This window comes from Desulfovibrio sp. DV, assembly GCF_001936595.1.
GTDB lineage: Bacteria > Desulfobacterota > Desulfovibrionia > Desulfovibrionales > Desulfovibrionaceae > Solidesulfovibrio.
Genome location: NZ_MLBG01000033.1, coordinates 23,845 through 37,868, shown reverse-complemented (window position 1 = coordinate 37,868; position 14,024 = coordinate 23,845). Strand labels below are relative to the sequence as shown.

At 66.2% G+C, this 14,024-nt stretch carries 12 protein-coding genes; 10 read left to right on the top strand and 2 right to left on the bottom strand.

Translation table 11 applies throughout. From position 1 onward, the window contains the following. Positions 1 to 83: 83 nt before the first annotated feature. Positions 84 to 2,543, bottom strand: coding sequence for a PAS domain S-box protein (locus DVDV_RS09730; RefSeq protein WP_175577089.1), 2,460 nt, complete (start codon positions 2,541 to 2,543; stop codon positions 84 to 86). 479 nt (positions 2,544 to 3,022) lie between these two features. On the opposite strand from DVDV_RS09730, the gene DVDV_RS09725 reads away from it, so the two are divergent. The 3 genes from DVDV_RS09725 (at position 3,023) to DVDV_RS09715 (ending at position 5,456) form a co-directional block, all read left to right on the top strand. Beyond that, a complete protein-coding gene (locus DVDV_RS09725) occupies positions 3,023 to 3,484 on the top strand; it encodes a cytidine/deoxycytidylate deaminase family protein (protein ID WP_043634987.1) in 462 nt (153 codons plus the stop codon). After that, positions 3,474 to 4,604 carry a bifunctional diaminohydroxyphosphoribosylaminopyrimidine deaminase/5-amino-6-(5-phosphoribosylamino)uracil reductase RibD gene (ribD, locus tag DVDV_RS09720; RefSeq protein ID WP_075354482.1) on the top strand — a complete coding sequence of 377 codons (1,131 nt, stop codon included), beginning with the start codon at positions 3,474 to 3,476 and terminating at the stop codon, positions 4,602 to 4,604. The genes DVDV_RS09725 and ribD overlap by 11 nt, the downstream gene beginning before the upstream one ends. Before the next feature lie 93 nt (positions 4,605 to 4,697). Next, positions 4,698 to 5,456, top strand: a complete 759-nt coding sequence (locus DVDV_RS09715) for a sulfotransferase (protein WP_075354481.1) — start codon at positions 4,698 to 4,700, stop codon at positions 5,454 to 5,456. 167 nt (positions 5,457 to 5,623) lie between these two features. Here DVDV_RS09715 and DVDV_RS09710 read toward each other — a convergent pair whose 3' ends face one another. Then, the gene (locus DVDV_RS09710; RefSeq protein ID WP_075354480.1) at positions 5,624 to 6,745 is read right to left on the bottom strand and encodes an AAA family ATPase; all 1,122 of its coding nucleotides are present in this window, start codon (positions 6,743 to 6,745) and stop codon (positions 5,624 to 5,626) included. A 148-nt stretch (positions 6,746 to 6,893) separates the two neighbouring features. On the opposite strand from DVDV_RS09710, the gene DVDV_RS09705 reads away from it, so the two are divergent. The 7 genes from DVDV_RS09705 to pgl are packed head-to-tail and all read left to right on the top strand — an operon-like array spanning position 6,894 to position 13,983. After that, positions 6,894 to 7,883 carry a CvpA family protein gene (locus tag DVDV_RS09705; RefSeq protein ID WP_075354479.1) on the top strand — a complete coding sequence of 330 codons (990 nt, stop codon included), beginning with the start codon at positions 6,894 to 6,896 and terminating at the stop codon, positions 7,881 to 7,883. After that, positions 7,880 to 8,677: a nucleoside triphosphate pyrophosphohydrolase gene (gene mazG, locus DVDV_RS09700; RefSeq protein WP_075354478.1), complete on the top strand. Its 798-nt coding sequence runs from the start codon at positions 7,880 to 7,882 to the stop codon at positions 8,675 to 8,677. The genes DVDV_RS09705 and mazG overlap by 4 nt, the downstream gene beginning before the upstream one ends. 36 nt (positions 8,678 to 8,713) lie before the next feature. Further along, a complete protein-coding gene (gene phrB, locus DVDV_RS09695) occupies positions 8,714 to 10,072 on the top strand; it encodes a deoxyribodipyrimidine photo-lyase (RefSeq protein WP_075354477.1) in 1,359 nt (452 codons plus the stop codon). 9 nt (positions 10,073 to 10,081) lie between these two features. Further along, the gene (locus tag DVDV_RS09690; protein WP_075354476.1) at positions 10,082 to 10,813 is read left to right on the top strand and encodes a TVP38/TMEM64 family protein; all 732 of its coding nucleotides are present in this window, start codon (positions 10,082 to 10,084) and stop codon (positions 10,811 to 10,813) included. Then, on the top strand, positions 10,810 to 11,733 hold the full coding sequence (gene gnd, locus DVDV_RS09685; protein WP_075354475.1) for a phosphogluconate dehydrogenase (NAD(+)-dependent, decarboxylating): 924 nt from the start codon (positions 10,810 to 10,812) through the stop codon (positions 11,731 to 11,733). Before DVDV_RS09690 ends, gnd begins: the two co-directional genes overlap by 4 nt. Further along, the gene (gene zwf, locus DVDV_RS09680) at positions 11,726 to 13,267 is read left to right on the top strand and encodes a glucose-6-phosphate dehydrogenase (protein ID WP_075354474.1); all 1,542 of its coding nucleotides are present in this window, start codon (positions 11,726 to 11,728) and stop codon (positions 13,265 to 13,267) included. The genes gnd and zwf overlap by 8 nt, the downstream gene beginning before the upstream one ends. Next, a complete protein-coding gene (gene pgl / locus DVDV_RS09675) occupies positions 13,264 to 13,983 on the top strand; it encodes a 6-phosphogluconolactonase (protein ID WP_075354473.1) in 720 nt (239 codons plus the stop codon). The genes zwf and pgl overlap by 4 nt, the downstream gene beginning before the upstream one ends. Positions 13,984 to 14,024 lie beyond the last annotated feature (41 nt).

Here is a 14,024-nt window from a genome sequence, read left to right as displayed (position 1 = left end):
CCGCCGGAGGCATCTTCTGCCTTTCCTGCTCTCGCTCTCCGGCCGCTGGAGGCGCTCTTCCCTTGTCCCCTCCGCTCCTGGCCCTACGCTGCCACGAAGCCGATGGCCCGGACGATGGCCGCGGCCAGCTCGCTGCCGGTGACCGGCTTGGCCAGATGATCGTCCATGCCGGCGGCCAGAAAGCGCTCCCGGTCGCCCTGCATGGTATAGGCCGTAAGCGCTACGATGGGCGTCCTGGCCCGGCCGGCGGCCGCCTCGTACTCCCGGATGGCCCGGGTGGCCTCCAGGCCGTCGGCCACGGGCATTTCCACATCCATGAAAATCAGGTCGAAAACGGACTCCCCGACCATGGCCACGGCCTCCCTGCCGTTTCGGGCCACGCGTGGCCGGTGTCCGGCCTTTTGCAACATGCGTTCAACGGCCAGGATGGTAACCTCGTCGTCCTCGGCCACCAGGATCGAAAGCCCGGCCGGTGCGGCCGCCACGACCGCCTCCGGGGCCGGCAGGACGGCATCGGCGGCACGGCCGAAGGGCAGGGACAGGTAGGCCACGGTCCCGGCTCCCGGGGTGTTGTCGATGGCCAGTTCACCGCCGAGAAGCCGCACGAGCTTGCTGACGATGGCCAACCCGAGCCCCGCCCCCTGGAAACGGCGGGTGTAGCTGGATTCGGCCTGGACAAAGGGATCAAAGATCGTGGCCAGTTGGGCGTCGGTGATGCCGATGCCCGTATCGGCGATGCAAAAAAGCAGCCGCACCCGATCGCCAGGGCAGATCGGCAGCGGTCCGGCGGTGACCCGCACGCTCCCGGCCTCGGTAAATTTGACGGCATTGCCCACCAGATTGAAAAGGATCTGCAACAGCCGGGCCTCATCGCCCAGGACCACCGGCGGCATGTCCGGGGCGAGCGTGCAGGACAGGTCCAGGTTCTTTTCCCGGCAGGCCGGGCGGAAGAGGTCCAGGATGGCCGGGACCACATCGGCCGTGCGCAGGGGCGCAGACACAAAGGACATGCGGCCGGTCTCGATGCGGGAGATGTCCAGGATGTCGGCCAACAGCCGGGTCAGCCGGCCGCAGGACTTGATGGCGGCCAGGATGTATTCCGACTGCTCGCTTGACGGCCCGGTGGTTTTGAGCAGTTCGAGCATGCCGAGGATGCCGTTTAAGGGCGTGCGGATTTCATGGCTCATGTTGGCCAGGAATTCGGATTTGGCCCGGCTGGCGGCCTCGGCCAGCTGTTTGGCCTCGACGAGCTGGGTTTCCACCCGTTTGCGGGCCGTGACATCGCGCAGGATGCCCACGCCATGCCAGCGCCCCTGCATGTCCAGGGCGGCCAGGGACAGCGACACCGCGATTTCGCTGCCGTCCTTGCGCCGGGCCAGCAGATCCCGGGAGTTGGCCGGGATCTCGCCCTGGCCGGTGGCTGTAAATTCCGCGAAAACGTCCAGCCCGGCCTTGGCATAGCGTTTGGAGGCAAGCAGCCCGTGCACATCGTGGCCCAGGGCCTCGGCGGCCGTATAGCCGAGCAGGGCCTCGGCCGCCGGATTCCAGAACGTCACCAGCCCGTCGGCATCGGTCATGATGATGGCGTCGCGGGCCGCCTCGATGATGCGGCGAAGGCGCGTCTCGCTTTCCCGCAGGGCTTCGTCGCTGCGCCGGCGCTCGGTGATGTCGCGGGCAATACCGATCATGTAGGCTTGGCCATCGGTGTGGAAGGCCACCACCCGCAGTTCCACCGGGAAGGTCGTGCCGTCCCGGCGTCGATGCCGTGTCTCAAACGATGCCCGGCCCGCCGTGCCAATGGCCGCGGAAAATTCCGCCAGCGAGTGGGCTGTCTGCTCCACGTCCAGGTCGATGACGCCAAGCTCCAGCAGTTCCTGGCGACTCATGCCGGTCTGGCGCTCGGCCTCGGGGTTGACATCGAGAAACCGGCCGCTCCAGTCGGTAAGGTAGATGGCGTCGCCGGCGTTTTCCACCAGCAGACGCAGCTTTTCCTCGGCCAGCCGCAGTGGCCGCATGTCGATGTCCAGGCAGTAGAGCAGGGTTTCGCCCCGGGCGGTTTGCACCACGGCATGGCTGGAGAAGACCGCGACCGGGGAGCCGTCCTTACGCAGGAGCGTCAACTCGCCGGCCGGCAGCGGCTGGCCCGAGGCGGCCATACCCGCGATGGCGCCGCGCGCCTGATCGCGCATGGCCGGCGGAATGATGCAGTCGAGCAGATCGCGGCCGAGCACCTCTTCCCGGGAAAACCCGTAAATGGCTTGCGAAGCGGCGTTCCAGTAGCGGATGCGGCGATCCGGGCCATAGCCCTGGACCGAGACCGTGGGGATGTTGTCAAGCAGGGTATGGAAACGCGCCTCGCTCTCGGCCAGGGCGACTTCGGACGCCCGCAACCCGGCGGCGGCGGCCTGCAACTCGCGCCGGGCTTCGGCCAGCCGCCGACGCAACACGGCGCAAAAAAACAGGGCCAAAGCGCCAAGCAGGGCCAGGGCAAGCATGATGGCCAGCCCCCAGGGGACGGGGTGCGAGCCTGCACCGGGCGGCACGGGCTGCGCCCAGAGGACGGGCACGGCCGGGCAGGCCCAAACGGTCAGGACGGCGGCCGGGAGGCCGAAGCCCACTGCCCGGGGAAAACGGCACCGGCCACCCCTTGCGCCCGTAGTTGTCCGGTCTTTGCTTCGCAGCATTGCTTTGCCCCTGTGCGGCGCAAACGGCATCGCCGGCAGTGTCTGCCTGCGCCCGGGACGTGGACCAACGGCGGGCGGGAGGCTTCTCCCGCGAATACACCAAAAAAGCGCCCAGGCACAAGGGCTTGCCAGCCTGCACCGGACAGGCCGGATCATCGGGGCCGCCGGAAGGCGAGCTCCGGGCCGGGGATGGGCGGCCACGGGCAACCAGGCTCCTGCCACGCCACTCCGGGCCGGGCGGCAGGCTGGCAGGGCTGCCGCACCTTGACGCCTGCCCCGCCCTGGTCCACTCTGCGGACAGCCTGACGGCCACCCATTTTCTTACGGAGTCTGCCCCCATGGACAAGCGTCTTCCCTGGCCTGATTATTTCATGCGCATCGCCTATCTGGTGGCCGAGCGCAGCACCTGCCTGCGGCGCAAGGTCGGGGCCGTGGCCGTGCGCGACCGCCGCATCCTGGCCACGGGCTACAACGGCTCCCCGGCCGGCACGGCCCATTGCCTGGACATCGGCTGCCTGCGTGAAAAACTCGGCATCCCGTCCGGGGAACGCCACGAACTGTGCCGGGGCCTGCACGCCGAACAAAACGTCATCATCCAATGCGCCCTGCACGGCGTGCCCATTGCCGGGGCAGACATCTACTGCACCACCCAGCCGTGCCTGATCTGCACCAAGATGCTGATCAACTGCCAGGTGAACCACATCTATTTCAGCCAGGGCTATCCTGATCCGCTGTCGGCCGAGATGATCGCCGAAGCCGGCATCGGCTTTGACGTGCTGGAGGGCAACCATGGCGTCTGATGCCGATTTCATGGCCCGGGCTTTGGAACTGGCCGAGCGCGGCCGGGGCTTTGTCACGCCCAATCCCCGGGTCGGGGCGGTGCTGGTGCAAAACGGCGCCATCGTGGCCGAGGGCTGGCACAAGGTTTTTGGCGGCCCCCACGCCGAGGTGGAATGCCTGCGCGAGGCCGAGCTGCGCCGGGTTCCCGTGGCCGGGGGCACCATGTACGTGACCCTTGAGCCGTGCAACCATTTCGGCAAGACGCCGCCGTGTTCGCGCACCCTGCTGGAATCCGGGGTGGCCCGGGTGGTGGTGGGCTGCCTGGACCCCAATCCGGTGGCCGAGGGCGGGGCCGAACTGTTGCGCCAGGGCGGCGTGGCCGTCGATGTCGGCGTCCTGGAGCAGCAGTGCCGCGACACCATTGCCGATTTCGTGGTCTACAAGACCATGGGCCGGCCCTATGTGACCCTCAAGCTGGCCATGACCCTGGACGGGCGCATTGCCACCCGCACCGGCGACGCGAGCTGGGTGAGCGGGCAGGCCTCGCGGCGGTGCGTGCATCGGATGCGGGCCGGGATGCAGGCGGTGATGGTCGGCGGCGGGACCCTTCGGGCCGATGATCCGCGCCTGACCCACCGCCTGGACGCCAGCGATCCGCTGTCGGGCAACCCCCAGCCGCTGGCCGTCATCGTCACCCGCCGGCTGCCCCCGGCTGATGCCACCCTGACGCTCGTGCGCGAGCGTTCGCCGGAACTGGCCATCCTCACGGGCCTTGAGCAGGCCGACTCGGCCGCCGGCCGGGCGCTCGCCAAACGCGGTGTGCGGCTTTACGGCCTGCCCGACCGGCCCGACGGCAGCCTTGACCTGGCCCCGGGGCTTGGCCGGCTGCGCAGCGAGGCCCGGATCTATACGCTTTTGTGCGAGGGCGGGGGCGGGCTGGCCGGCTCTCTGGCGGCCCAGGGGCTGGCTGATGAGCTGGCGCTTTTTTACGCCCCCAAGGTGCTGGCCGACGACCGGGCCGTGGCCGGCTTTTCGGGTCTGGCCGTGCCGCGCATGGCCGACGCCGCCGGCTACCGCTTCTGCGACGTGCGGCGGGTGGACGAGGATATTTTTGTCACGGCAAGGCCGTTGCCGGCCTGAGAAACAAGGGGCACGGCCTTTTGGGCGCCAGTTTCGCGTAATTTATTTAATGGCCTGATCAATACTTGAGATATTTGACCGGAGAACCTGAGAGTGAACAAATTCCCCAATCTCAGACAATTCGTTTTGATCATTGGCAACGCAAGATCAGGCACATCACTGCTCGGTTCCATCATCGACGCGCATCCCAACGCCATGGTTGCCAACGAAACAAACGCGTCAAAACACTTCTGGTCATCCCTTTCAGCAACAGAAATATTTGAAGAAATTTATGCAAATGCTGAAACAAACAGGGAAAATGGCAGATACTGCGGTGGTTACTCGTACAAGATAGCCCAGGGCCCTAAAAATCTGAACGACATCCAGGTGACCGGAGACAAAATATGGAATCCGGCCATGCTTCTCCTGCACGGAGACTACAGTTTACTCCATCACCTCGAAACAACCCTTGAAACAAATGTGTCCATAATACATGCCGTCAGGAATCCTTTTGACACCGTCGCCACGATGCACAACAGAAGCGGTGCCCCGGTCATGGACAGGATCTCCTGGTATTTCATGCATTGCGCGGCCGCCAGCGTCATCCGGGAAAAAGCCCGATGCCTGGACATCCACCACGAGGACGTCATCACCTCGCCCGAACAGGAGCTTCTCAAAATTCTGGCCTTTCTCGGACTGGAGCCGAATCCGGCTTTTTTGGCGGAATGCAAAGCGATGCTGTTTAATAAACCGAAATTGACACGGCACACCATTGCCTGGACTCCCGCCGAACTGGAAGCCATGAACGCCAAGATACGCGACTATGATTTTTTATACCGGTACAGTTTCGATTCCTGGACGCTCACCCGGTAAGCGCCGCTCCGGGCACGCTGCCCGCGGCCGGACAATTCCGGGCCCCAGCGCAACCGCTCCACCCACCCCGCCCGCCGGATAAGCATCCCGGGGACCCACCCCGACCCGAAACGCCCGTTGCCCGGATGCCCGGGCCCATTACCGAAGTCGCGCCCCGGCCGACCGGGCTACACGTTCGTCTGTCCCAGGTATTCGGCCACGGTTTCCTGGTCGATGGTCAAAGTGGGCCCTTTGTCCGTGGTCTCGAACTTGGGCGAGGCATTGGGATCAAATTCGTAGGGAGCGATCAGGCCGTTAAATATCTCGCGCAGGGCGCGCGCGCCAATGCGGCTGTTTTTGGCGGCGGCGCAGGCAATGGCGGTCAGGGCTGCGTCGGTCACCTGGAGGCGGATGCCCATGTGGCGGAAGTATTCCAGGCACAGGCGAAGGGGTGAGTTCCCCGAACCGATGAGGATCTGGCGCAGCTCGTCCTTGCCCAGTTCCTCGAGCATGGTGATGGCTCCGAAGCGGGAAATAAACTGCGGCATCATGCCAAAGGCGAACATGTCGGCCAGACGCAGGTATTCCCGCAGCCGAAAGCGCACCACGGTCCGCACCGACACCGTGCCGTCGGCGCGGCGCTCCACTTCCGAGACTTCCTTGAGCCGCCGGTCGTCGCGGCGGTTGACGATGCAGTTGTAGACCTGGTCGTAGAGTTCCTCAAAGGCCCCGCCGCAGATGAAAAGGAGCTTGCCGGTATCGAGCGGGATGTCCGTCTCCACCGGCCGGCCGTCTTCCATGACCGTGGCCCGGTAGAGGAACTGTTCGCCTTCGAGCATGGTCAACAGCGCATACTGGGTGGTGATGCCCTCGACATTGGGCTTGCCCGAGATGCGCCCGGAAATCTTGTCCACCTCGTCCACGCACACCGTGGCATTTTCCAGGTATTCCCGCAGGGCCGCAGCCGACAGTTCCGCGCCGAAAGCCACCTTGGCCCGGGCTTCGAGCTTGCGGAAAAGGCGGGTGGTGCGGTCCTCGCCCTCGACCTCGGGCGACAGCGTGTTGGCGTTTATGATGAGCATGACCCGGAAGCGGTCGAGCTCGGGGTGGGCGTCGTAAAAGGCCGCCACCGCCTGCATGAGCGTGGTCTTGCCGGTGCCGGAGTTGCCGATGAGCAGGACGTTCGGGGCCGGCAGCCCGTGGATGTGCTTGTAAAGCGACACGCTGATGCGGCGCAGCAGTTCTTCCTGGCCAAGGACCCGGGCAGCCAGGAACTTGTGGATATCGGTGGGGAGAATCTTTGGTTCCATACGGCTGCGTCCTTCGGAATTTTTTTTCTCACTACCCGCAACACCGGCCCCGGACAAGGGCGGGCCGGCCCCTTGCGGGCGGGTTGGTTTTTGCGGCGGCATCTGCTACCCCTGGCACCGCACCCAGTAACCAGGGCGCAGCCACCACATGATGCCAACACTGAATATAGCCGACCTCTCCCTGGCCATTATCTGGCTTTTCTTTGCCGTGCGCGGCTATATGCGCGGGCTGGTCAAGGAAGCCGGGTCGCTGGCGGCCATCATCACGGCCTTTTATCTGGCCGGCTCCTACCACAAAGTGCTGGCCCCCAACCTGTCCGAATATATTTCCGGCAACTACGCCGGCACCGCCGCCTACCTGCTCATTTTCACCGTGGCGCTGATGGGCGTGTGGTTCGTGGCCCTGGCCATTTCCGGCATCGTCAAGGTGACCATGACCCAGTGGGCCGACCGGTTTTTCGGCGGCGGCTTCGGGCTGGTCAAGGGCGTGATCCTGACGGCGGTGCTGCTTTTCCTGCTGCGTCTGGCCATGCCGGACCCGGATTTTCTCAAAGGGTCCATGCTCGTGCCGGTGCTCGACAAGGTGAGCGGCAAGCTCGTCAATTACATCCCCCCGGACATCAACGAAAAACTGCGCCGGTTCGGGAAAAAGGAACTGCCCGATCCCATCAAGGCGGCCCTGGAGAAAAAGGCCGCAGCCGCCGCAGCCGCCACTGCCGCCGCCGTCCTGGACAAAAAACCGGCCGATCCCGACAAGAAGCCGGCCGAGGCTCCCAAGGCCGAGGACAAGCATCCGGCCCCGGAGCCGGCCAAGCCCGCTGACAAAAAGCCGGCCGAACCGGCCAAAGAGCCGGACAAGAAACCGGCCGCCAAACCCGAAGCCAAGGCCGCAGAACCGGCCAAAAAGCCAGAGGCCAAGCCGGCCGAGGCCAAAACGGCCGAACACCCGGCCAAAAAAGCAGCCGAACCGGCCAAACCGGCCGGGTCGGACGCCAAAGCCGCCCCGGAGAAAAAGGCCGACCCCGCCAAATCCGAGGCCCCGAAAGCCGCGCCCGACCCCAAGGCTGCGGCCGACAAACACCCGACCGCGCCGGCTGCCAAGCCGGCCCGCCCTGCCGATACGGACAAACCATCATGAGCGATACCGACACAGCCCCGTCAACTGCCGCCGCCCTGGCCAGCCTGCAAGACGTTCTGGACGCCCTGCTCGGCCCCGAGGGCTGCCCCTGGGACAAGGTGCAGACCCCGGAGACCCTTTGCGACTACATCATCGAGGAATCCTTCGAGCTGGTGGACAGCATCCGCTCGGGCGACATCCCGGGCACGGCCGAGGAACTCGGCGACGTGCTGTTTTTGCTCCTTTTTGTGGCCACCCTTTCCCAGGCCCGGGGCGATTTCACCCTGGCCGAGGCCTTTGACACGGCTGCGGCCAAGATGGTCCGCCGCCATCCCCATGTCTTTTCCGACTGCACGATAAAGGACCGCGAGGAGCTGCTGCGCAACTGGGAGCGCATCAAGCGCACGGAAAAACCGGCCAAGACCGGCCTGTTCGCCAGCCTGCCCAAGGGCCTGCCGCCGCTTTTGAAGGCCTACCGCGTCCATTCCAAGGCGGCCCGGGCCGGGTTCACCTGGGAGACCGACGCGGACATGGCCGGGCATCTGGCTGTGGAGCGGGCCGAGTTCGAGGCGGCGGTGGCCGCCGGCGACGAAGCGACCATGGCCGAGGAATTCGGCGATTATCTCTTCTCCCTGACCGAATACGGCCGCCGCCTGGGGCTCAAGGCCAATGCCTGCCTGGATGGCGCGGTCAACAAGTTCCTCCGCCGCTACAAGGCCATGGAAAAGCTGGCCGAGGCCCGGGGCGTGAAGCTCGACGACCTGGACATGGCCGCCAAAAACGCCTTGTGGGACGAAATCAAGGCCGCTTCGTAGCTTGCATCCGCCAGCCTGACCGCCTACAAGAAGAGGATGCTGGTCCATCCCGCCCGCGTCCGGTCCCTGTCTCAAAATGCCCCGCGCCAGGGGCCGGTCGTCTATTGGATGACCCGGGAACAGCGGGCCGCGGACAACTGGGGCCTGCTCCACGCCGCCGCCCTGGCCGGGCAGGACAAGGCCCCCCTGGGGGTCCTGTTCGCCCTGGCCCCGACCTATCCCGGAGCCACCGCGCGCCACTACGATTTCATGCTGCGCGGCCTGGCCGAAACCGAGGCGGCGCTGCGGGCGCGAAACATCCCGTTTTTTCTGCTCCCGGGCGATCCGGCGGCCACGGTGCCGGCCTTTCTGCACCAGACCGGGGCCGGGACATGCGTCACCGATTTCGATCCCATGCGGATCAAACGGCACTGGCAGGGGGCGGTTGCCGCCGCCTTTGCCGGGGCGCTTGTCGAGGTGGACGGCCACAACGTCGTGCCCTGCCTCCTCGCCTCGTCGCGCCGGGACTATGCCGCGGCCACGCTTCGCCCGAAAATCCACCACCGGCTGGCTGAATTTCTCGAACCCTTCCCCGAGCTGCCCCATTTTGCCGCCGCCAACCTGGACGGCTGCGATCCGGTGGACTGGGCTGCCGTGGCCGGCAGCGTGACGGCCGACCCGGCTGTGCCCCCGGTGCCCCCGGTCGCGGGCCTTTGCCCCGGTCCGGCTGCAGCCCGGGCGGCCCTGGCCGATTTCATAGCCAACCGCCTGCCCGGCTATGCCACCCGGCGAAACGATCCCAATGCCGGGGCCGTCTCGGGCCTGTCGCCCTATTTCCACTTCGGCCAGCTCTCCCCCCAGCGCGCCGCCCTGGACATCCTGGCCGCCAAGGACCGCGCCCCGGCCGATGCCGACGCCTATCTGGAAGAACTGATCATCCGTCGGGAACTGTCCGACAATTACTGCCACTACACCCCGGACTACGACCAGTTTTCCGCCCTGCCCGACTGGGCGCAAAAGACCCTGGCCGCCCACGCCGGCGACGCCCGGCCGTATGTCTACGAGCCGGCCGCCTTCGAGGCCGGGGCCACCCACAGCGCCCTGTGGAACGCGGCCCAGGGCCAGCTTGTCCGCACCGGGCGCATCCACGGCTACATGCGCATGTACTGGGCCAAAAAGATCCTGGAATGGTCGGCCTCGCCCCAGGCAGCCATCGCCATCGCCCTGACGCTTAATGACCGCTACGCCCTGGACGGCCGGGACCCCAACGGCGTGGTCGGCGTCCTGTGGTCCGTCGGCGGCCTGCACGACCGGCCCTGGGCCAACCGGGCCGTCTACGGACAGGTGCGCTACATGAACGAACGAGGCTGTCGGCGCAAATTCGACGTGGACGCCTATGTCGCCCGGTACCGCTAAGGAGCCGCCATGACCTCCGGCTTTGTGCGCAAGATGCTGCTTCTGGCCCTGGTGGCCGCCTTGATCGCCGGATTCTTCGGTCTGGGACTGCACAATTCCCTGACCTTGTCCTTTCTCAAAGAGTCCCGGGAGGCCCTGGCCACGGCCCAGGCCGCCTCGCCGCTGCGGTTTGCGGCCGGGTATTTCCTGCTCTACGTGCTGGTGGCCGCCCTGAGCCTGCCCGGCGCAACCGTGCTGACCCTTGGTGGCGGGGCCATCTTCGGCTTCTGGACCACCCTCGTCATCGTCTCCTTTGCCAGCACCATCGGCGCGACCCTGGCGTGTGCCCTGTCGCGCACGCTCTTTCGCCAGGCCATGGCCCGGCGCATGGGACCGAAGCTGACCGCCATCGACGAGGGCATCCGCCGGGAAGGGGCCTTTTACCTCTTCACCCTGCGCCTCATACCGCTTTTCCCCTTCTTCGTGGTCAACGCCGCCATGGGCCTGACCGCCGTGCCCCTGTCCACCTTTTACCTCGTCTCCCAGATCGGAATGCTCCCGGGCACGGCGGTTTACGTCAACGCCGGCACCCAGCTCGGGCGCATCGATTCCCTGGCCGGCATCCTCTCCCCCGGCCTGCTCGTTTCCTTTGCCCTGCTTGGCCTGTTTCCCCTGGCGGCCAGGCACGCCGTCGCCTTCTACCGCGCCCGACAGGCCCCAAAAAACCTGTCCGGGCCAAACTCGAAAGGAGACACCCCATGAAAATCGGTATGGTCGGCCTTGGCCGCATGGGCCTTAACATGGCCAAACGTCTGGTCCGGGGCGGCATCGAGGTGACGGCGTATAACCGCACCGTTAAAAAAGCCACGGACTTTGCCGCCGAGGAAGGGGCCAAAGCCAGTGCCGCCGCATCCATGGCCGAGCTGGTGGCCGCGCTGCCCGCGCCGCGCATTGTCTGGCTGATGCTGCCGGCCGGCGCGGCCACGGACGAGCACATCGACGAGCTCATGCCGCTTCTGTCTGCCGGTGACATCATCGTGGACGGCGGCAACACCTTTTTCCGCGACGACCTGCGTCGCCACGAGGCCGCCGGCAAGCTCGGCCTTCGCTACTGCGACGCCGGGGTCAGCGGCGGCATCTGGGGCCTGGCCGAGGGCTACTGCATCATGTACGGGGCCGAACCCGACGTGGCTGCCGCGCTTAAACCGGCCATGGAGGTCCTGACCGGTCCCGGCGGCAACCTGCACACCGGCCCGGTGGGTTCGGGCCACTACGTGAAGATGGTCCACAACGGCATCGAATACGGCATGATGCAGGCCTATGCCGAGGGCTTTGAGATCATGGCCGCCTCCCAGTTCGGCGCGGGCCTCGATTTCACGGCCATCTGCGACCTGTGGAACCATGGGTCGGTGGTGCGCTCCTGGCTTCTGGAACTGGCCCAGCGGGCCTTTACCGAAGACCCCAGGCTGGAGTCGCTTGAAGCCTATGTGGACGATTCCGGCGAGGGCCGCTGGACCGTGGTCCAGGCGATTGAAAACGCCGTGTCCGCTCCGGTGATCACGGCCTCGCTCTTTGAACGCTTCCGCTCCCGCCAGCCCAACGCCTTCCAGGACCGGGTGCTGGCGGCCCTGCGCAACCAGTTCGGCGGCCATGCCGTCAAAAGGAAGGACGGCCATGATTGATGCCATGGACCCGGCCCAGGCCGAAGTGGTCCTGGGGCGCACCACGGCCACGGCCGAAGCGGCCTGCCGCTTCGAGCAGGTGGGCGACCCGTTTATCCTGGTCATCTTCGGGGCCACCGGCGACCTGACCGCCAGGATGCTCGTCCCGGCCCTGGTTGCCCTGTGCGCCGGCGGCCACCTGCCCGACAACTTTGCCGTGGTCGGGGCCAGCCGCACGGACCTAAACGACGATTCCTTCCGGGAACGGATGCGCCAGGCCGCCGTCGAATTCGGCTCCCTGGCCCCCGGATTGTGGGAGACCCTGGCCCCGCGCCTGAGCTACCTTCAGGTCCACTACGACGACCCGGCCTCGTTTACGGCCCTGTCCACCTATCTCGATCAGCTGGCCGCCGCCAAATCCCTTGGCGGCAACCGCATGTTCTACCTGGCCGTGCCGCCCACGGCCTATGAGACCATCGCCATCAATCTGGCCAACGCCGGACTGGCCGAGGAAACGAACGGCTACGCCCGGCTGGTCATCGAAAAGCCCTTCGGCCGCGACCTGCAAACGGCCCAAGTGCTGGAATCGGCCCTGCACACCCGCTTCTCCGAACACCAGATTTTTCGCATCGACCATTATCTGGCCAAGGAGACGGTGCAAAACATCCTCATGCTGCGTTTTGCCAACGCCATCTTCGAGCCGCTGTGGAACCGGCGCTACGTCAATTACGTGAGCATACTGGCCGCCGAATCCATCGGCGTCGAACACCGGGCCTCCTACTACGACCATTTTGGCGTGTTGCGCGACATGTTCCAAAACCACATGATGCAGCTCCTGTCCCTTTGCGCCATCGAGCCGCCGTCGCTTTTCGAGGCCGATCTGGTGCGCGACGAAAAAACCAAGGTCTTCCGGGCGCTGCGGCCCTTTAGCCCCAAGGATGTGGCGGAAAACTGCGTTCTTGGCCAGTATGCCTCGGGCCTGTGCGGCGGCACCCGGGCCCCGGCCTATCTCGACGAGGCCGGCGTGCCCGGCGACTCCACCACCCCGACCTTTGCCGCCATGCGGGTCCACCTGGACAACTGGCGCTGGCAGGGCGTGCCGTTTTACCTGATCTCGGGCAAACGGCTAGCCGAAAAACGCACGGAAATCACCGTGCAGTTCAAGCCCGTGCCCTATTCCATGTTCCGGGAGCTTTTTGGCGACCACATCCAGGCCAACCGGCTCATCCTTCGCATCCAGCCCGACGAACAGGTCAGCCTGACCTTCCAGGCCAAGGCCCCGGGGCCGATGTGCCTGCGCTCGGTGACCATGAACTTCAACTATTACCAGGGCTACCAGGGCGCGGCGCTGACCGCCTACGCCAAGGTGCTCCTCGATTGCATGCTCGGCGACCAGACGCTCTTCTGGCGGCAGGACGGGGTGGAACTGTGCTGGCGCTTCCTCACCCCGCTGCTGGACAACCCGGCCACCGATCGCCTGTTTCTCTACAAGTCCGGCACCTGGGGACCGCAGGAGGCCGGGAAGTTTCTCACCGCCCATGGTCTGACGTCATGACCGCCCTGGTGCGTCGTTTTCCCGACGCCGCCAGTCTGGCCGGGGCCGCCCTGGGTCAGATAACGGCCCTGGCCCGGGCGGCCCATGCCGCCCGGGGCCGGTTCACCATGGCCCTTTGCGGCGGGTCCACCCCCCTGCCGCTCTATGCCGCCATGGCCGGGCAGGGCCTTGGCATCCCGTTTGAGCACGTCCTGTTTTTTTTCGGCGACGAACGGCTGGTCCCGGTGACGGACCCGGAAAACACCTTCGGCGTGGTCACGGCAGCGCTTTTTGCCAAGGCGGCCGTGCCGGCCGGCAACATCCACCCCATGCCCGTGGACATCGTGCCGCCCGATCTGGCTGCCGCCGCCTACGAGGCCGAGATGCGAGCCACTTTTGCCGAGCCGCTCGGGGCTGTGCCGCGCTTTGACCTGATCCTGCTTGGCATGGGCCCGGACGGGCACACGGCCTCGCTTTTTCCGGGCAGCCCGGCCCTTGGCGAAACGACCCGGCTGGTGGCGGCCGTGCCGCCGCCGGTAACGGCCAAGCCGGCCGTGCCGCGCCTGACCTTCACCCTGCCGCTTCTAAACGCCGCCCGCCAGGTGCTCTTTCTGGCCTCGGCCAGGGGCAAGGAGGCGGCCCTGGAGAAGGCCCTGGCCGATGTGCCCGATCCGGCCGTGCCGGCCTCTCTGGTGCGCCCGGCCGGGGACCTGACCTGGCTGGTGGCCACGGGCTGATCGGCCCCAAAACCCTCGCCCCCCCAACATGCCGTGGCCTC

Coding starts and splice junctions, on each gene's coding strand:
- pgl (WP_075354473.1), top strand. CDS start 13,264: ATGACCGCCCTGGTGCGTCGTTTTCCCGACGCCGCCAGTCTGGCCGGG.
- mazG (WP_075354478.1), top strand. CDS start 7,880: ATGAGCGATACCGACACAGCCCCGTCAACTGCCGCCGCCCTGGCCAGC.
- DVDV_RS09690 (WP_075354476.1), top strand. CDS start 10,082: ATGACCTCCGGCTTTGTGCGCAAGATGCTGCTTCTGGCCCTGGTGGCC.
- DVDV_RS09710 (WP_075354480.1), bottom strand. CDS start 6,745: ATGGAACCAAAGATTCTCCCCACCGATATCCACAAGTTCCTGGCTGCC.
- DVDV_RS09705 (WP_075354479.1), top strand. CDS start 6,894: ATGATGCCAACACTGAATATAGCCGACCTCTCCCTGGCCATTATCTGG.
- DVDV_RS09725 (WP_043634987.1), top strand. CDS start 3,023: ATGGACAAGCGTCTTCCCTGGCCTGATTATTTCATGCGCATCGCCTAT.
- gnd (WP_075354475.1), top strand. CDS start 10,810: ATGAAAATCGGTATGGTCGGCCTTGGCCGCATGGGCCTTAACATGGCC.
- ribD (WP_075354482.1), top strand. CDS start 3,474: ATGGCGTCTGATGCCGATTTCATGGCCCGGGCTTTGGAACTGGCCGAG.
- zwf (WP_075354474.1), top strand. CDS start 11,726: ATGATTGATGCCATGGACCCGGCCCAGGCCGAAGTGGTCCTGGGGCGC.
- phrB (WP_075354477.1), top strand. CDS start 8,714: ATGCTGGTCCATCCCGCCCGCGTCCGGTCCCTGTCTCAAAATGCCCCG.